Source organism: Pseudoalteromonas sp. H71, from assembly GCF_001468485.1.
Taxonomy (GTDB): Bacteria; Pseudomonadota; Gammaproteobacteria; order Enterobacterales; family Alteromonadaceae; genus Pseudoalteromonas.
The window spans coordinates 36,026-52,819 of the sequence record NZ_LODI01000044.1; the positions used below are offsets into that span (position 1 = coordinate 36,026).

17 protein-coding genes, 2 tRNA genes and 2 pseudogenes are annotated in these 16,794 nt (G+C 38.2%); 7 read left to right on the forward strand and 14 right to left on the reverse strand.

The features are described 5' to 3' along the window. Positions 1 to 7 precede the first annotated feature (7 nt). Complete coding sequence (gene nirD / locus ATS71_RS14555; RefSeq protein ID WP_058405478.1) at positions 8 to 361, reverse strand: nitrite reductase small subunit NirD; 354 nt, start codon at positions 359 to 361, stop codon at positions 8 to 10. Beyond that, the gene (gene nirB / locus ATS71_RS14560; protein ID WP_058405479.1) at positions 348 to 2,924 is read right to left on the reverse strand and encodes a nitrite reductase large subunit NirB; all 2,577 of its coding nucleotides are present in this window, start codon (positions 2,922 to 2,924) and stop codon (positions 348 to 350) included. Before nirB ends, nirD begins: the two co-directional genes overlap by 14 nt. Positions 2,925 to 3,919: 995 nt before the next feature. Between nirB and ATS71_RS14570 the strand changes: the two genes are divergently transcribed. The 3 genes from ATS71_RS14570 (at position 3,920) to ATS71_RS14580 (ending at position 6,177) form a co-directional block, all read left to right on the forward strand. Beyond that, on the forward strand, positions 3,920 to 4,150 hold the full coding sequence (locus ATS71_RS14570) for a DUF4842 domain-containing protein (protein ID WP_058405481.1): 231 nt from the start codon (positions 3,920 to 3,922) through the stop codon (positions 4,148 to 4,150). Positions 4,151 to 4,170: 20 nt separating this feature from the next. Next, a complete protein-coding gene (locus tag ATS71_RS19170) occupies positions 4,171 to 4,314 on the forward strand; it encodes a hypothetical protein (protein ID WP_235591501.1) in 144 nt (47 codons plus the stop codon). Between the two features lie 459 nt (positions 4,315 to 4,773). Then, positions 4,774 to 6,177 (forward strand): sigma-54-dependent transcriptional regulator, encoded by a 1,404-nt coding sequence (locus ATS71_RS14580; RefSeq protein WP_058405482.1) that lies wholly within the window; start codon positions 4,774 to 4,776, stop codon positions 6,175 to 6,177. 2 nt (positions 6,178 to 6,179) lie between these two features. Here ATS71_RS14580 and ATS71_RS19175 read toward each other — a convergent pair whose 3' ends face one another. The 3 genes from ATS71_RS19175 to ATS71_RS19185 form a co-directional block, all read right to left on the reverse strand. After that, entirely contained in the window at positions 6,180 to 6,410 is a 231-nt protein-coding gene (locus ATS71_RS19175) for a glycosyltransferase (RefSeq protein WP_327078261.1), read from the reverse strand. A 49-nt stretch (positions 6,411 to 6,459) separates the two neighbouring features. Then, positions 6,460 to 6,825, reverse strand: a complete 366-nt coding sequence (locus ATS71_RS19180) for a hypothetical protein (protein ID WP_235591502.1) — start codon at positions 6,823 to 6,825, stop codon at positions 6,460 to 6,462. An 80-nt stretch (positions 6,826 to 6,905) separates the two neighbouring features. After that, positions 6,906 to 7,178 carry a hypothetical protein gene (locus tag ATS71_RS19185; RefSeq protein WP_235591503.1) on the reverse strand — a complete coding sequence of 91 codons (273 nt, stop codon included), beginning with the start codon at positions 7,176 to 7,178 and terminating at the stop codon, positions 6,906 to 6,908. 21 nt (positions 7,179 to 7,199) lie between these two features. Between ATS71_RS19185 and ATS71_RS14590 the strand changes: the two genes are divergently transcribed. Further along, positions 7,200 to 7,532: an Hpt domain-containing protein gene (locus ATS71_RS14590; protein WP_058405483.1), complete on the forward strand. Its 333-nt coding sequence runs from the start codon at positions 7,200 to 7,202 to the stop codon at positions 7,530 to 7,532. Between the two features lie 61 nt (positions 7,533 to 7,593). Here ATS71_RS14590 and ATS71_RS14595 read toward each other — a convergent pair. Next, positions 7,594 to 8,316 (reverse strand): annotated as a pseudogene (locus tag ATS71_RS14595) (gluconeogenesis factor YvcK family protein). Positions 8,317 to 8,574: 258 nt separating this feature from the next. On the opposite strand from ATS71_RS14595, the gene ATS71_RS14600 reads away from it, so the two are divergent. Further along, on the forward strand, positions 8,575 to 10,590 hold the full coding sequence (locus tag ATS71_RS14600; protein WP_235591504.1) for a response regulator: 2,016 nt from the start codon (positions 8,575 to 8,577) through the stop codon (positions 10,588 to 10,590). A gap of 91 nt (positions 10,591 to 10,681) precedes the next feature. On the opposite strand, the gene ATS71_RS14605 is transcribed toward ATS71_RS14600, so the two are convergent. From ATS71_RS14605 to ATS71_RS14620, 5 genes and pseudogenes are all read right to left on the reverse strand, one after another. Continuing rightward, positions 10,682 to 10,758 (reverse strand) — tRNA-Val (locus ATS71_RS14605). 205 nt (positions 10,759 to 10,963) lie between these two features. Further along, positions 10,964 to 11,040, reverse strand: a tRNA-Val gene (locus ATS71_RS14610). 114 nt (positions 11,041 to 11,154) lie between these two features. Then, positions 11,155 to 12,216: a DUF3080 family protein gene (locus ATS71_RS14615; protein ID WP_058405485.1), complete on the reverse strand. Its 1,062-nt coding sequence runs from the start codon at positions 12,214 to 12,216 to the stop codon at positions 11,155 to 11,157. Further along, positions 12,197 to 12,657, reverse strand: a 461-nt coding sequence (locus ATS71_RS19190) for an MATE family efflux transporter (protein ID WP_268801456.1), incomplete at its 5' end; no start/stop codon positions are given. The genes ATS71_RS19190 and ATS71_RS14615, both read right to left, overlap by 20 nt. A 1-nt stretch (position 12,658) precedes the next feature. Beyond that, positions 12,659 to 13,549 (reverse strand): annotated as a pseudogene (locus ATS71_RS14620) (MATE family efflux transporter); the annotation flags it as partial. A gap of 128 nt (positions 13,550 to 13,677) precedes the next feature. Here ATS71_RS14620 and ATS71_RS14625 point away from each other — a divergent pair. Beyond that, complete coding sequence (locus ATS71_RS14625) at positions 13,678 to 14,304, forward strand: riboflavin synthase (RefSeq protein ID WP_058405487.1); 627 nt, start codon at positions 13,678 to 13,680, stop codon at positions 14,302 to 14,304. On the opposite strand, the gene ATS71_RS14630 is transcribed toward ATS71_RS14625, so the two are convergent. Both ATS71_RS14630 and ATS71_RS14635 read right to left on the reverse strand, forming a co-directional pair. After that, a complete protein-coding gene (locus tag ATS71_RS14630; protein WP_058405488.1) occupies positions 14,301 to 14,504 on the reverse strand; it encodes a CPXCG motif-containing cysteine-rich protein in 204 nt (67 codons plus the stop codon). The genes ATS71_RS14625 and ATS71_RS14630 overlap by 4 nt on opposite strands. Before the next feature lie 136 nt (positions 14,505 to 14,640). Beyond that, the gene (locus tag ATS71_RS14635; RefSeq protein WP_058405489.1) at positions 14,641 to 15,501 is read right to left on the reverse strand and encodes a fructosamine kinase family protein; all 861 of its coding nucleotides are present in this window, start codon (positions 15,499 to 15,501) and stop codon (positions 14,641 to 14,643) included. 124 nt (positions 15,502 to 15,625) lie between these two features. Between ATS71_RS14635 and ATS71_RS14640 the strand changes: the two genes are divergently transcribed. Beyond that, complete coding sequence (locus ATS71_RS14640) at positions 15,626 to 16,318, forward strand: hypothetical protein (RefSeq protein WP_058405490.1); 693 nt, start codon at positions 15,626 to 15,628, stop codon at positions 16,316 to 16,318. 68 nt (positions 16,319 to 16,386) lie between these two features. Here ATS71_RS14640 and ATS71_RS14645 read toward each other — a convergent pair whose 3' ends face one another. Next, a complete protein-coding gene (locus ATS71_RS14645; RefSeq protein WP_058405491.1) occupies positions 16,387 to 16,749 on the reverse strand; it encodes a DUF3718 domain-containing protein in 363 nt (120 codons plus the stop codon). Positions 16,750 to 16,794: the final 45 nt, after the last annotated feature.

Consider the following 16,794-nt stretch of genomic DNA (forward strand, 5'->3'; position numbering starts at 1 on the left):
AATCTCCTTAAGCAACCGCTTTAATTACTTTCGGCTCGGCGCTTATAAGTACGTTACCGTCTTCAATTTTTGCATCAAAAACCGGTAAATGTATTGTTTCGGCCTCTAGGCACTCGCCTGTTGCTAAACAAAAATGCTGTTTATATAACGGAGAAGCCACAACCAGTTTTCCCTCTATAGAGCCAATAATACCGCGCGATAATACGTTCGCTTTTCCAATTGGGTCGTAGTTACTAATGGCAAACACGCTTTGTGTGTTTTGTGGTACATAAAAAATAGCCACTTGCTGATTATTAACTAATGCGCATACACCACTGTTAGCAACTAGGTCGTCGATTGTTCCAATATTATGCCAAGACATCAGCTTGCTCCTCTTCAAGTTCCACTACCGGAATACGGTTTTGAGTAATTAGTTGTTCGCGTTTTTCAGCATCTGTAGCTGGGCGAATTTGATTACGCTCTTGTACAAATAAAATATTGTCATCGGGATTAGGGCTATTAACAAACTGGCGAAAACGCTTAGAAGCTTCAGGGCTTTCTACTGCTTTTTTCCACTCACACGCGTATGTTTGAGTAATAAGTTCCATTTGTTCTTCAAGCTCTTGGCAAATACCTAAACTGTCGTCTATTACTACACTTTTAAGGTAGTCTAGACCGCCTTCAAGGTTTTCCATCCATACAGACGTACGCTGTAATTTGTCGGCGGTTTTTATGTAAAACATTAAAACGCGGTCTATGTATTTAATAAGTGTGGCTGTATCTAAATCGGTAGCAAATAAATCGGCGTGACGAGGGCGCATTCCGCCATTACCACACACATATAAGTTCCAACCGTTTTCGGTGGCAATAATACCTATATCTTTACTTTGTGCTTCGGCGCATTCGCGGGTACAACCCGACACGGCCATTTTAAATTTATGTGGTGAGCGTAACCCTTTATAGCGGTTTTCAATTTCTATTGCGTGGCCAACACTGTCTTGTACGCCATAACGACACCAAGTACTTCCCACACATGACTTAACCGTTCTAAGAGACTTACCATAAGCGTGACCTGTCTCAAAGCCAGCTTCAATGAGTCTTCCCCAAATAACGGGTAGCTCTTCTAAACGTGCGCCAAATAAATCGATGCGCTGCCCGCCAGTCACTTTACAATACAGGTTAAAGTCTTTTGCTACTTGGCCAATGACAATGAGTTTGTCGGGTGTTATTTCGCCGCCTGCAATACGAGGTACTACAGAGTACGAACCGTCTTTTTGCATATTAGCAAGGTAAGTGTCGTTAGTATCTTGCAGGCCAACATGGGCAGGTTCTAAAATAAAGTCATTCCACGTTGAGGCTAAAATAGAGGCGATAGCAGGTTTACATATTTCACAACCATGCTGTCCACTACCGTGTTTAGCTAATAAATCATCAAAGGTTTTAATGCTTTCTACTTTAACCATATGAATTAGCTCTTGGCGCGAATACGCGAAGTGCTCGCACACATGGTTGTTCACTTCAACACCACGACTCGCTAGCTCATCATCTACTACCGATTTAAGTAAAGCGGCACAGCCACCACAACCACTGGCCGCTTTTGTACACGATTTAACAGCGGCTAAATCGCATGAGCCACCATCAATAGCACCCACAATGTCGCCTTTACTCACGTTATGACACGAGCAAATGGTGGCGGTATCGGGTAGGGCGCTGCCCGCTAATGAAGGTGCGCCAGCGCTGTCTGGTAAAATTAAACACTCAGGATGTTCTGGTAAGGCCATGTCGTTTAACATGTACTGCAGTAGCGTATCGTAATCGCTGGTATCGCCAACAAGTACTGCACCAAGCAGCTTATCGCCGGTTTCATTTAGAATGATTTTTTTATAGCAGTCTCTAATTGGATCTTGGTAAATAAGCTCTTTGCAGTTGGGTGTTTTTGCATGGGCGTCGCCAATAGATCCTACTTCAACACCGAGCAGTTTTAATTTAGTGCTCATATCGGCACCTGAAAATTCAAGTTTGCCGCCACTTAGCTGGCTTGCTGCAACGCGGGCCATGTTGTAGCCAGGTGCCACTAAACCAAATAGTTTTTTGTCCCACAAGGCACATTCGCCAATAGCTAAAATATCAGGGTCTGAAGTTTGGCACTGGTTATTAATAATAATGCCGCCACGCTCGCCAAGTTCTAGCTCAGCCACTTTGCCCAGTTGATCATAAGGGCGAATACCGGCAGAGAACAAAATTAAGTCTGTTTCTAAAAACGTACCGTCTGAAAAGTTTAATCTAAAGCGGCTAGTTTCACCTTTAACTATTTCGCTGGTTGCTTTTGAGGTATGAACAGTAACGCCTAGTTTTTCTATTTTATTTTTTAATAGCGTGCCGCCTTGCTCGTCGAGCTGTACAGCCATAAGCTGCGGTGCAAACTCAACAACATGCGTATCAAGCCCTAATTGTTTAATGGCGTTTGCGGCTTCAAGTCCTAATAAACCACCACCAATTACTACACCATTTTTACTGGCTGCGGCACTGGCTTTTATTTGCTCTAAATCCTCTAGTGTGCGATAAACTAAACAATGGGGTTGATCGTTCCCCTTAATTGGCGGCACAAACGGGAACGAGCCCGTAGCAAGTACAAGCTTATCGTACGGGTATTGATCGCCAGTTTGAGTGGTTACTACTTTATTTACTCTATCAATGCCTTCAACCCACTGTTTAGTATGCACATTAATATTAAGTTGTTGATAGTTGTCTAAAGTTGTTAGTGCTAAATCGGCGGCTGTTTTGCCATCAAACACGCTTGATAAATAAACGCGGTCGTATGCAAGATTTGCTTCTCCACAAAGTACTGTAATATTTGCTTTGTCATCGCTTTGACGCATTTGCTCAACAAAATGATGTCCGACCATACCATTGCCGATAATAAGTATTTTTTGCGAGGTTTGCATTAGGCATTCCTTAATGTGACGGTTTAAATTTTAAAAACAAAAAAGCCCGCCTCAGATACAAATACATGTAACTGCGAGCGGGCTTCTTTGCCTGTGGTCATAACAACCTAAATGTATGCCGTTAAAATAACGGACTTGTATTTTATTAAAGCAATAACCTAGCCATAAAAATAAGTTACTGATTAATAAGGTTATTAATGTTTTTTGTAAATAGTAGAATCAAATATAGTGCTTTTTTGGTGCAGGGTTTGTATTAATTAGTGCAGTTTAAATGTATCTGGGACTAATAATGCACAAGTTACTTAATAGAGGACCGTATAGGTGGGAGTTTGAAGGTTAAGCTAAAACTACGTTGCATACAGCGCACATTACATGAGTGTTAAGAACCCAAGTTAGGGCTAGTGATTTCAGATTTTATCACTAAGTTATTGATTATTTATATAGACAAAAAGAGTAATCAAAGCTAAATGAAAACTAACGCCCAGAATAATAATTGATATGACTTTATTTGACTTACCTTTTTTAAAACTAGCAAAATCCTTAAATTGCATTTTATAACTACCGAAAGTGACTCCCTTTAGCACGAGGCAGCCGGTTGAATAAAATAAAAAACCAAAGGCCGTATCAATTACTAGCCATAAAAACATATCGAACATAATGCTCATATTAATTCCTTATATCACGTTGAGTTTTAGATTAAATCGCACAGACTAACACCCCAGTTAGTTGTTTTAGTCTTAAAAATAGTTGTCACTGCTTTCAATATAATCATTTTATTAAAGCATATTCATTAAACAAAGCCAGAGCATGAAGTATAAGTAAACATAAAAACCTCTCTTCTACACGCGCTTGTGTATTTTGCAAAATGCAACTGAATCTATTGCAAGATGCGTGAATCTTAAGTTGTTTATATTTTACATATTGATTTTCAATAGCTTTAGTTTTGGAACGGACCCTGCAATGGTTTAAATACTAAATTCATTAGGGGCTAAATTATGAAACTAAACAAATTTGCAACCGCGTGCTTACTTGCATTTCCATGCGCAGTGCTTAGTCAACCATTCGAATCGTGTCCTAGCCAAGCACCGACAGAAGCGTTTGATACTTCACTATACAGCGTAACAAATGCAGACGATGCCAGTGTGCAAGGCAATGGTTTGTATTTTCTTAACGAAAATGGCTTGCCGTTTGCGTGTTTAGCGCCTCTAATAAAGGCATGGCAATAGAGTACTGGGCCGGTGTGCTAGTGAAAGTATTTACAATAGTATTTGCCATTAGCTGGTGGTTAATCCGATTTTCGCATTTTAGTTTAGTGCGAATGGGCATAATGATTTCGGGTATTTTGGTTGCTGTGGCTGCGTTAATTAACAAAATGAATGGCATTGGTTAGGTTGAGGGAACACGTGTCACTATTTCTCGTGAGTATCGCTCGCAATTAGGAGACCCTAACGATCTATTGTTAGTGTTGATGTTTCCAGTGTCCTTTTTGGCAGCAGAACTGTTTGATAAAGGTGCGAATAAATGTCGTCCTATATTTGCAGCCGTAGGTTTGTTGTTAGCTATTTCTGGCGTTATAGTCACACAGAGCCGAGGCGGCTTACTGGGTATTACCGCTATTTTAAGTTTCTTTTTATATCAAAGGTGGAATTATTCTTCAAGGTTGTCAAACGTCTGAGGAATTTGCACATTGTTTATGGAGAAACTCACAAGTTACCCTTTCTAAAGAAATTGATGACGCCTCATTAATTATAATTAACTGAATTTGCATTACGTGGGACTTTATAGCTATATTATAAGCATACATTCTATCTTATTGAATTAACAGCTACTCGCCAACTGAGACTTCTTTATGCTACCCACAGTTTTAATCGTTGAAGATACGCAGTCTTTAGCAATGATGTACCAATCTTATTTACTATCAACCGGTGTTAACACCCTTGTGGCAAGTGACGGCCAAACAGCCATAGACATCATAAATAAAGTTCACCCAGACCTTATAGTGCTGGATGTTATGCTACCAGATATGAATGGGCTTGATATTTTAGCGACGTTAGAACCCGATAATTCGCCTCAAGTTGTTGTATTAACTGGGAATGCAACAAAAGAAATAGCCATTCAGGCAATAAAACTAGGCGCGAGCGACTTTTTAGAAAAACCAATAGAAGCAGAGCGCTTTAGAATAACGGTTAACAACGCACTGAAAATTAAAAACTTAAAGCAAACCGTTACACAATATAAAAACAAATACGAAAACGGAAAATACTTTGATTTGATTGGCAGCTCAAAGCAAATGCAGACCGTTTATAAAATTATAAGCTCGGCGTCTGCCTGCAAGGCCACTATTTTCATAACAGGTGAAAGTGGTACGGGTAAAGAGTTGTGCGCACGAGCTGTTCACCAAGCGTCTAATCGAGCTAATCAACCCTTTGTCGCCTTAAATTGTGCCGCAATACCAAAGGATTTAATTGAAAGTGAAATTTTTGGACATCTAAAGGGAGCGTTTACTGGCGCTATTGCCAATAGAGTGGGTGCTGCAGGGCAGGCCAACGGGGGAACGCTGTTTTTAGATGAATTGTGTGAGATGGATATTAATTTGCAAAGTAAACTTCTGCGATTTATACAAACAGGGAGTTACCAGCAAGTTGGCAGTGAAAAAGAAGTAAAAGTTGACGTTAGATTTGTTTGTGCAACTAATAAAGATCCTCTTATTGAAGTAGAAAACGGCCGTTTTAGAGAAGATTTATATTACCGACTCCATGTTATTCCGATAGAGCTGCCACCACTTAGAGAGCGCGGAGCCGATATTATCGAAATTGCCGAAGCCTTGTTTGAAAAACTCGCATTGGAAGAAAATCATCCTTATAAAAGTATTTCGGAGGGGGTAAAGCAGCTGATTATGCAGTACAGTTGGCCAGGTAATGTAAGGCAGCTCGAAAATGTGATCCGTAATGTCTTAGTACTTCACCCTGAGCAATATATTGATACTGATATGATACCCGCATTACCGGTCAGCTCAAAAAGTCAGACGCAACAAACACCAATCACCAACACGCAATCGTCAAATATTGAAACAGCAGCGTTTGATATGGCAACGTCTCAAGGCGAAGTTAAGCCGCTATGGCTTGCAGAAAAAGAATACATTGAGCACGTTATAAAACTATGTATATCGAATGTGCCTAAAGCGGCATCACTGCTCGATGTGAGCCCTTCAACATTGTACAGAAAAATTAAAAGCTGGGATGAGCTCGAATAAACTTATGTACCAGTATTCGCTTGCCTGAGTAGTTTAAATTGCTGTTTACCAGAAAAACGTTCCTCTAGCGTCCTGTAAGCGTTATTGATAATAGTATTGGTGTGATCTTCGGATTGTGAGAGCAGTTTTTCTACCTGTTGCTCAAAGTGTTGTGTATTTGTTTCTTGTATTAAAAACCCTGTAATTCCGTGTTTAATAATACAGGGGATAGCACCTACGGCGCTGCTAATTATAAATTTTTTCTGATATGGCTTCTAGTAGTGCCATTGGTAGTCCTTCTTCTCATGAGCGAATAAGTAATACATCAATTTTTTTCCATATGGTATTACGCTCAACTAGTCCGTGGTACTCAAGGTTATGTAAGTTTGGTAGTTCGTCTTTTATAGGGCGATCACCAAAAATGTGAAACTTAACGTTTAAATCTTGTTGCATATTTCCGGCTAACCTGCAAAACATATCAGGTTCTTTTTCAAATGATAACCGACCAACAAAAACAATGTTAACGCCTGTTTTAAATTTTTTACTATGACTTTGGGATTTATTAATAGCGATAAAATTTTCGAGTAACTGTGCATTTTTAATTGAATGCTTTATTTGTTTAGAGACGGCGAAGTTTATTGATAAAGGGGAAAGTAGTTTATCTAACATGTTGTAAAGTTTTAGTTTACCTGTATCAGCTTCACCAGCATAGTAGGTACTAATACAGCGATGCCTAGTTATTTTACATACTAAACGGCCTTATAACCATGAGTATGAATAACGGTGTTTGAATCTAAGCTTTTTAATTGTTTTAGTAGGCTACTTAGGTTTCCTTTTAAAAATTCATACCTTATATTTTCTTGGTTAAGCAAATCATAAAATTCTTGATTTTTGTGATCCTGGTAAAACATAATGTAGCTGCAAATGTGGTTGTTAGTGAGTAGCTTTGACAGTTCAACTAGGTGTGTTTCCATACCACCAAGCATCGAAGAGTCTACAAATAAAACAACGTTGAATTTCATAACTAACCCCAAAAGATATATATGATTAATTGCTCAATAATTGAACAGCTTAAAAGTGATGTTGGTAACGAACTAGCAGTAGAGCTGCTAAAAACGTTTATTAACGAGTCAAAAAAAACAGTTGAAATCTTGGTTAATACACAGGATGTCAGTGAGATAGAAATTAGCGCACATAGCCTTAAAAGCAGTGCCTATAGTTTTGGTGCTATCAGCTTGGGAGGTACCTGTAACTCAATAGAGTCACTCGTAAAAGTTGAACATACTCCACAACAGCTCGATTTATTATTAAAAACAGCAGAACAACAAAGCACAGAAACCTTTAAAGAACTAGAAGCTGTTATCCAAAACATTTAAAAATGATTACTTAATTGTATGGGCATTTTAAGCAACCCAGTAAACACATTGTTTAGCTCATCTATGTCGTGTAAATGGCTCTGTTTTTTAGGATAGTTTTACTACCCTGTAATATTTCTTTAATTGCAGAAGGCGGAATATTTAAATCGTATAATTTAAAACTTAGTTGTTCTGCAAGCCAATCAACACCCGGTGTTGAAGTGTTTTTCATGACGCTTTTTTCTGTTTTTGAGTTTTCGATAAAAATACGACACGCCGATGTTTTTTGAATAGCTGCCGCTATTTCTTCCACTAAAAACGCAGGTAAAATACTCGTAATAATGCTCCGTGGGCCAATAATGATTAAATCGGCTTCTAAAATGACCTTTACACAGCCCGGGCCTGCAGGGACATCTTCAGATAGTGATACACTTTTAGGCAAAGAGGTTAGTGAATCAATTTCACATTAGCCAATTACTTTTTCATTATTGTTTAGTTCATCGACAAGGTCGGTGGGTACTTCTGTCATGGGCAAAAAAGTTTCTGAATTACCGAGCATAATATTAAAATGAGCAATGGCTTTTGTTGCAGATCCGGTCAGCTCCATTAATCCAAGCAGTGTTAAATTACCTAAACAATGTTCAGCAAGTTGCCCTTGTGTGAATCTGTGTTCGTAAATTGCGTTAAACGTAGATTTTTTATCAGCAAGCTGCAAACAGCAGCGACGTATATTTCCAAGCGCAATGGTTTCTTGTGAAGCTCTAATTTTACCTCTGCTACCACCAAATATCTGTGGTTGCGACAATAGCGGTTATATGACTACTCATCAGCCTAATAGCGCTTAAAACCTGAGCTAATCCGTGTCCGTCTCCAATACACACTATTTTCATTTTTGAGCCTTTGTGTTTTTGTTTATTTCACATGTAGAGTGCATTTATTCCAAATGTTTTATAACAATTAACATGATGATTTATATTGTTTTTTAATCTATATTTAATTGAGAAAAGCTAGTTTTAAAATTACTTTTTGCAAAACGCGATGCATATTGATGAGGAAAATGAGTGTGAAAAAAACAGAACATCTGTGTGTATCTGATTTACAAAAACATTTAATAGATTTAGCTAATTGTGAACACGGTGCTGATTTGTTGGATTTGCTTAGAGCGGTATTTGAGTCACGGCTTAAATATACTGACTGTATTATCATCAATAGGTATAAATATAGATATTACGAGACGATAGCGACGACTAATGATCAGTTTAGTGACAAAATGTGGTCCGAGTGTTCTTTGTTTACACAAACGGCTGAACACGGTTATGCCATATGCCGATACCCTCAACAAATTGAAGAACTCGAATTTTCGATTACATATTCAATTCAAACCTTAAAACTAAAAAACTCTTTATTATTTAGTGTGAACACACACTTTGATAAAGGCATAATTATTTTTACAAATGTAGATGCACAGCAATGTGAGCAATTTATTAATTCAGACACAATTAAAATATTCTTGCAGCAGGCGTTTTATACATTAATTAATCACGTTAAGTTAGCTAAACAAACCAATAAAGCTTTATCGCTTACACATAGATTTACGACACTCTCTAACCTATTTAAAGAGTATGGGTCAGAGTGGTTTTGGCGATTAAACCCGCTAATGGTATTTGAAAGTATTAATAATATTGAAACTATTGGGAATGTGTACGATCAGCTTTTTATTGGTCATAAAATTGAACACATCATTACAGATAATGAAAAGCAAAATACAGAAAAATGGCAGCAATTTAACCAGCTAATTGATGACCGTAACGACTTTCATGATTTTGAATTTGAGGTTGAAGCCGACAAAAATTTTTGGGTCATTTTAACAGGTAAACCTCTTTACGATAAGTTAGGCAATTTTTTAGGTTACATGGGGCTTGCTAAAAATATTACGACGTCTAAACAGCGAGAGTTTGCTCTTCAGGCGCAAACATTAAGGGCTGAAGAGGCAAGCCAAACAAAATCAAAATTTTTGAGAGTGATGTCTCATGAAATCAGAACGCCTATTCATGCCGTTATGGGGATGATTGAGTTATTGCTTGATACAGAGCTCAGCCCCGAGCAACAGCAACTTGTTAATTATGCTAACTCAAGCACCGAAATTTTATACGGTTTAATCACCGATGTGCTCGATTTTTCAAAAATTGAGTCAGGCACGGTTTCATGTCTAAAAAAACCATTTGATATAAAGCTGTTAACTGAAAATATAGTAGGGCAGTTAAATATTGTTGAAAAGTCAGATGACATTCTTTTTACCACCCACATCGATACGCAAATTCCCCAATATGTTGTTGGTGACGAATACAGATTAGGCCAAGTATTATTTAATGTAATTAGTAACGCGTTTAAGTACACAGTAAATGGTCAAATAAATTTAAACGTAGTTTTACAGAATGAGCAGCTTGTTTTTGAGGTAAAAGACTCGGGTATTGGTATAGCTAAAAAGCATTTAGATTTAATCTTTAAGCCATTTAGTCAGGTAAATGACAGTATAAACCGTAAAAGTGAAGGGGTTGGATTAGGATTAAGTATTTCAAAAAACTTATTAGGCATAATGAGAGGAGACATAACAGTAGATACCCAACTGGGTTTAGGCAGTACGTTTACCATTTCAATACCATTTGAAGAGGCCCATGTTAGTGATATTGTTGATAATGTAATACATAAACAATCGGCGCTAACAATTTTGGTGGCCGAGGACAACAAAACGAATCAAGTACTGATCAAGGCGTATTTAGAAAAGCTGAATCATAAAGTCACTTTGGCTAATCATGGGCACGAGGCTATTGACTTATTTTCGCGTAAAAAGTTTGATTTAGTATTAATGGATATCATGATGCCTGAAATGGATGGTTTAACTGCTGCAGAATATATAAGAGATGAATTAGTAAGCGATGTACCAATTTACGCATTAACCGCTAATGCAGAAAAAGATAATAAAGCGTCATGCTTTAAAGTGGGTATGAACAAAGTACTCACAAAGCCGATTAAATTTCAAGAACTCGAAGCCGCCTTGAAAGGGCTATTCCCACGATAAAATACAGCCCCAGTTATCTTATTAATTGATTTTAGGCTAATTGGTTAAGGGTTGGGAGAAATTTGCTTTTAAGTATTTATACTTTTTGGATTGGTACGACTGAGTGGATTCGAACCACCGACCCCTACCATGTCAAGGTAGTGCTCTAACCAACTGAGCTACAGTCGTACAATTTTTTTAGGGTTCTTAAATGTTGGTACGACTGAGTGGATTCGAGTTACTGACCCTTTGGCCAAGAGTAGGTAGTGCTCTTTCCTTCAATTATACGTTTCATTAATGTTGGTACGACTAAGGGATTCGAGTTACTGAGCCTTGAGCCGGGTGGCCAAGAGTAAGTAGTGCTCTTTCCTTTAATTATACGTTTCATTAATATTGGTACGACTGAGTGGATTCGAACCACCGACCCCTACCATGTCAAGGTAGTGCTCTAACCAACTGAGCTACAGTCGTATTTTACATTTAGTAAGCTTATGAAAATAATCACCAGCGGTCGCTAATATATAGCGTGGGGGAGGTCGAATCAAGCACGTTTCGTATTTTTAAGTTTATTTGCCGTTTTTTTATTCATATTGGGCTGATTTCACACGTTTTATAAAATTCTTGCCACCAAATAACATGCTGTTTAGCTGAGCTTTTTAACTGATTTAATAAATTTGTTTTAGAGTGAGGTGCAAGTAGCTCATTAATAGCATCTGTTGTTACTGGCTCTTTATACCAAACCTGGTTTAATAAAGGCTGAAGTACTTCAAGAAAACCAATAAGTTGTGCCTGATATGGCTGTATTTGCGACAAATAATATTTTTGAAAAATATTATTCATAATTTTCGCTTTATCTTTGTTTTTATTTTTAGGGCAAAGAGTATTTAGCTCTATATTTTCAACTAAATTAGTGGCAGATTGATTTAGTCGAACTTGTTGCCTTACAGATTTGATTAAGGACTGATTAAACCTGTATTTGTTAAGCGTTTCGAGTGCTTGATATATTGCATCTGCGTTTATTTCGTCAAATTGAGACTGTGCTAATTGAGCTTTAATAGCAGTCAGTTTTTGCATAGCCTCTATTGTATCGCTAAAGCCCGCGGGTTCTTTATTTAACTCGGAAGCGGTTAGCGACCATGTGCGGTTTAGCTCCGACTCTTCCAAAAGAGCTGCATTAAAGTAATAAAGTAAATTAGTTTGTTTTTGATTTTTTGCTTCACTAATTTTTTTATACGTTGCTGAGGATTCTTCGAGCGAGGCTAAGCAGCTATTGGCGTTTTGAATAAAGTCTATTTGATATTTTAAACGCCCTGCAGCGGTGGCTGTCTTACCCAGTTGATTGTTGTGCTCACTTATCACCACATTTAAGTTACAACTACTGATCCCCGCAAGCTCAACTATACCCAGTGTTATTTTATTGTTTTTGAGTTTGGTTAACGGCTTTAACTTTAGTGAATTTAGCGATGGCAGGTCTTCAGATTTTTTATCGGTTACATTTTCAAGGCGTTCTATGTAAGTGCTGTTTATATTACTAGGAGCTTCTGTACAAGCTGTAAGCACAGTAGTGGCTAGTATCAGTAATATACATACTGATACTAACTGCTTTATATAATGTAAATTGAGTGTGTTAGCTAATAAATGGTTCATGTTTAAAGCGCTTACTAACGGTTAGCATTAAGAGTATGGCTGCGACGGTGAGCCCGACAATTATACCAATCCAAAACCCGTGCGGCCCCATTGCTGGTACTATTATGTCTGTTCTTGCTAATACGTAGCCTAAGCTAAAGCCGATTAACCAATATGAAATAAACGTGATGTAAGAAATAGGGGCCGTGTGTTTTAACCCTCTTAAAATGCCATTTGCTGCAACTTGTAGGGCATCGGGCAATTGGTAAATACAGGCTAAAACCATAATTGAAGTGGCAAGGGCAATAACAGCAGGGCTCTCTGTGTATAGCTCACTGATTACATCACGGCCTATAAACGTTATAAACGCCAAAAACAGTGCGATGAATACAGCCAGTAGATAACTTGTCGATACAGCTATTTTTAACTGTTCATACTTGTTTTGGCCGTACAAGTTACCAANCCGAATACTAATGGCAATAGAGAGGCTCAGCGGCATCATAAACAGTAATGCGGTAACACTCGCTGCAATTTGATGCCCTGAAACAGCAACCGCGCCTAAATGAGCAATAAATAGTGGAATACACGCAAAGAGTGTGACTTCAAAAAAAGTAGCCAAAGAGATAGGAATACCTAATTTTGTAATAGTGGCGATAGTCGTTATATTTGGTTTTTCAAACGGTGTGAGCAGCCCTTTGGCATCTATTTTTTTACTCATTTGGCAATAAGTGACCTGTGCGAATGCCATCACCGTTAAAACAATGGCGGTTGCTATACCGCAGCCAGCCCCCCCATAGACAGGAAGGCCAAATAAACCATTTATAAAAATGTAGTTGGCAGGAATATTAACGGCTAATCCGAGTAAGCTAATATAAAAGGCCGGTTTTGTCATACCCATGCCTTCGGTCATATTTCTGTAGGTGGTAAAGAATAAAAATCCAAATACCCCCCATTTAACAAAATGAATATAGTCGTAGGCTAAGTTAGCAATAGCTGGGCTTGTATCTAGCTGTAATATAATAATGTTGGCCAAGTAGGCAATACTAAAACCTGCAATGCACAGTAAAACGGTTAGGTATAAAGCTTGTTGAAAATAGTGGCTTATGCCTTTTTTGTCATTCGCGCCGGCAAACTGCGCAATAATGCCAGTAAGTGCTAATAAAATACCTTGCAGCGCTAAAAGTAGCGGGTTCCAAATACCTGTCGCAATAGACAGGGCTGCCAGATCGGTAGGGCTGACTTGACCTGCCATTATAGTGTCGACGACCGACATCAATATAAGGGTAACTTGTGCTAAAAAAACAGGTAACGCGAGAGAAAGTAAACGCTTCGCTTCCCAATTACAAAAGGTCATAAAAACAGCTATTTAATGAGTAAGACTGTAATTGTAATCTATTGTCTTTGAAATAAAAATCTCAGGAGTGAATGATTTTATAATTCGATACGTTAAACTATAACTTTGTCATAATTTAACGAGATTTTATGTTTACAGGTATAGTGCAAACTCAGGCTACTGTGGTGTCTAAAACCCATAATGAAGGAGTGTTACGTTTAGTGGTGTCGGTGAGCGATGATTACGTTAAGCACTTAGATTTAGGAGCCAGTATTGCTATTAATGGGTGTTGTTTAACGGTTGTAAAAGTTGAGCTAAGTAATCAAGATGTGGTGGCGCAAGTTCACTTTGATGTGATTGACGAAACACTTAAATTAACTAACCTAGGGCTTCTTGAACTAGGCAGTTTAGTAAATTACGAGCGCTCTGTTACTTTTGGCACTGAGCTGGGTGGGCACATTGTATCGGGACATATTCACTGTGCGGCTAAAATAAATCAAATAATCAATACCCAAAGTAACTGCAAAATTCAGATAAGCTTACCTGTAAAGTGGCAAAAATATGTCCTGTATAAAGGCTTTGTCGCCATTAATGGTGCCAGCTTAACAGTAGGCGAGATTGACGAGCAGGGCTTTTGGTTGCACCTAATCCCAGAAACACTCACCATTACAAATTTAGGTAAAGCGCAAGTGGGTGATGAGCTTAATATAGAGGTGGATCAGCAAACTTACACTATTGTTAACACCGTTGAAAACTACCTGCGTCATCAGGGTTAAAAAATTTGTTCGTCGTCACTGTCTACGTGTAGCTCTAACTTATTGTTTGCATAATCTATATGCATATTTAAATGAATTGGGTTACAACAGGCAGTGCAGTCTTCAATGTAGTCCTGATCGCCCATGCTTGCATCTAAATCTAAATGAATGTGGTTTCCGCAAAACGGGCAGCTGATACGTTGTGATAAAAAGTCTTTCATAATCACTCCAATTACAGATAACTTAAGCAGAGCTTGGAATGTTTCTATTCTAAACACGGCTTAGCGACGTAAAACTCAACTCCTTAGAACCCTTTAAATATAGTCTGTTTGGCGTGTTATGACAGTTTATTTACACTTATTGTATAAGCTTATTTATATGTTGTTTAGCTTCAGTAAGATAGTGGCCAGCATATATATTTGCATGGTTTAAAATAGGATATAGCTGGTAGATGAGTTTACGTTTTTGGTAGCTTGGCAAAAGTGGATATTGCGTATTGTAGGCAACATAAAATGCGTCGGGTAGTGGGGCAAATAGCTCGCTCATGGCGATATCTACTTCTCGATCACCATAATAACAAGCTGGGTTAAACACCGTTGGTTGCTCTTTCAAAAAACCTAGGTTGCCTCGCCAAAAATCACCGTGTAACAAAGATGGGCTCACAACATGACTATGCAGTTGCGCTTTAACTTCATGAATTATGTGCTCAGGATCAGCAAATTGAATGCCTTTTTCAGCTAATAGTTGTAATTGCCAGCCAATGCGTTCTTCGGCGTAAAATACATCCCATTTTTTATGCCAACGATTAGGTTGAACGGTTGTGGCTAAGTGATTATCTATATCAAAACCAAACATTGCTTGGTCATGCTTTTGATGCATTTGAGCAAGTTGGGTACCCATTTTTTGCCATTGATTATGGGGTTGCTTATCAAGGACTAACCACGAAAGTACAATAAATGAGTATTCAATGTTAGCACCTGTTGTAATGCAGCGAGGCACAGTAAAAAAGCTATTATTAGCGAGCAACTCTAAGCCTCTCGATTCACTCTCTAGCCGCTCAAACTCGCTTTTGAGTGCAATTTTAACAAAGTAGCTTTGCGTGCCATTGCCTATATGAAAATATTTATCGGATGTAGTGCTTTGCAGTTGTCGCTTTTGTGTGTGTTTAAACTCAGTATTTGTTGCTTGGCTAATGTGCTCGTTAATTGCTTTCCACATAACAATTGCTCGTATTTTATACAGACACTTAAACTATGGCAAAAAGGGATTAATATAACAAACTAAACGTTGTAAAATTAACAAGTGTGTCGCACAAAGTGATGCGGATTGTAATGGAGCAAAAATGAACAAAAGTTTTATAACCAATTTACTAGCAAGTATTTGTGTAGCTGCAGGGTTTATGTTTGATCAACCAGTGGTTTTGTCGGTGGGATTATTTGCGCTGTCTGGCGCAGTGACCAATTTACTGGCTATTCATATGTTATTTGAAAAGGTTCCGTTTTTATATGGCTCTGGCGTTATTGCGCTTAAGTTTGAGAGCTTTAAAGTTGCTATACGGAACCTGATACTTACAGAGTTTTTCTCCGAGCAAAAAATTAATAATTTACTTAATAAGGCGCAGCCTAATATCGACTTTGAACCGATAATTAGCCATGTTGATCTAAACCCTGCGTTCGATAATTTACTCGAGGTAATAGAGCAATCGCAATTTGGTAGCATGCTGGGTATGTTTGGAGGCACCGCTGCAATAGAGCCAATGCGTGAAAAATTTATAGAAAAAATGCAACTTTCGTTGGCACAAATTTCTCAAACAGAGGACTTTAAAGCGTTAGTAACGCAAACGCTTTCACAAGGAAATAGTGCTAAAGGATTACACAGCACAGTACTTAAACTGGTTGATGAACGCCTTGATGAATTAACCCCTAAAATGGTGAAAGAAATCATTCAAACAATGATACGAGAGCACCTAGGTTGGCTGGTTGTATGGGGTGGAGTATTTGGCGGTTTATTTGGTTTACTAGCGGGTGTTCTTTGAGCGATTAGGTAAACAATAAAACTAAGCAGGTTACAGTAATGCCTGCTTAGCTATAAAGTTCAAGCATGCTACTGCGGAGATGAAATAACAACGACGTCCGGTAACGACACATTTGCCAAATCTTTAATTGAAGTGCGTGTATTGCTTTCAATATTTAAATAGTTAGCACTTTTATCTAAATTATAACGCGCTACAAAATCACCCATTGGCAGGTTGATGCACGTTAGTTTATTGCTAATAATACTTTTTTTAACGTTAAGCGATTGCTGTGCTTTGCGAAGTACATACGCTTTGTTAGACGCTACAGCCATACAAATTTGCGTACCTGGCGTTGAGTCGGCTGCTACAAATTGTGCAGCTGATACAGGTGCTGCTAACGCTGCACTGCCAATAACAAGTGTTGTACATAATGCCTTTTTAACTGTGTTCATTTTACTTTCCTCATTGTTTGCGGTTGCATGCTAATTATTGACTAA

Excerpts from the sequence above, each read along its gene's own strand:
- nirD (WP_058405478.1), bottom strand. The coding sequence starts at position 361 with ATGTCTTGGCATAATATTGGAACAATCGACGACCTAGTTGCTAACAGT.
- nirB (WP_058405479.1), bottom strand. The coding sequence starts at position 2,924 with ATGCAAACCTCGCAAAAAATACTTATTATCGGCAATGGTATGGTCGGA.
- ATS71_RS14570 (WP_058405481.1), top strand. The coding sequence starts at position 3,920 with ATGAAACTAAACAAATTTGCAACCGCGTGCTTACTTGCATTTCCATGC.
- ATS71_RS14580 (WP_058405482.1), top strand. The coding sequence starts at position 4,774 with ATGCTACCCACAGTTTTAATCGTTGAAGATACGCAGTCTTTAGCAATG.
- ATS71_RS19180 (WP_235591502.1), bottom strand. The coding sequence starts at position 6,825 with ATGTTAGATAAACTACTTTCCCCTTTATCAATAAACTTCGCCGTCTCT.
- ATS71_RS19185 (WP_235591503.1), bottom strand. The coding sequence starts at position 7,178 with ATGAAATTCAACGTTGTTTTATTTGTAGACTCTTCGATGCTTGGTGGT.
- ATS71_RS14590 (WP_058405483.1), top strand. The coding sequence starts at position 7,200 with ATGATTAATTGCTCAATAATTGAACAGCTTAAAAGTGATGTTGGTAAC.
- ATS71_RS14615 (WP_058405485.1), bottom strand. The coding sequence starts at position 12,216 with ATGAACCATTTATTAGCTAACACACTCAATTTACATTATATAAAGCAG.
- ATS71_RS14625 (WP_058405487.1), top strand. The coding sequence starts at position 13,678 with ATGTTTACAGGTATAGTGCAAACTCAGGCTACTGTGGTGTCTAAAACC.
- ATS71_RS14630 (WP_058405488.1), bottom strand. The coding sequence starts at position 14,504 with ATGAAAGACTTTTTATCACAACGTATCAGCTGCCCGTTTTGCGGAAAC.
- ATS71_RS14635 (WP_058405489.1), bottom strand. The coding sequence starts at position 15,501 with ATGTGGAAAGCAATTAACGAGCACATTAGCCAAGCAACAAATACTGAG.
- ATS71_RS14640 (WP_058405490.1), top strand. The coding sequence starts at position 15,626 with ATGAACAAAAGTTTTATAACCAATTTACTAGCAAGTATTTGTGTAGCT.
- ATS71_RS14645 (WP_058405491.1), bottom strand. The coding sequence starts at position 16,749 with ATGAACACAGTTAAAAAGGCATTATGTACAACACTTGTTATTGGCAGT.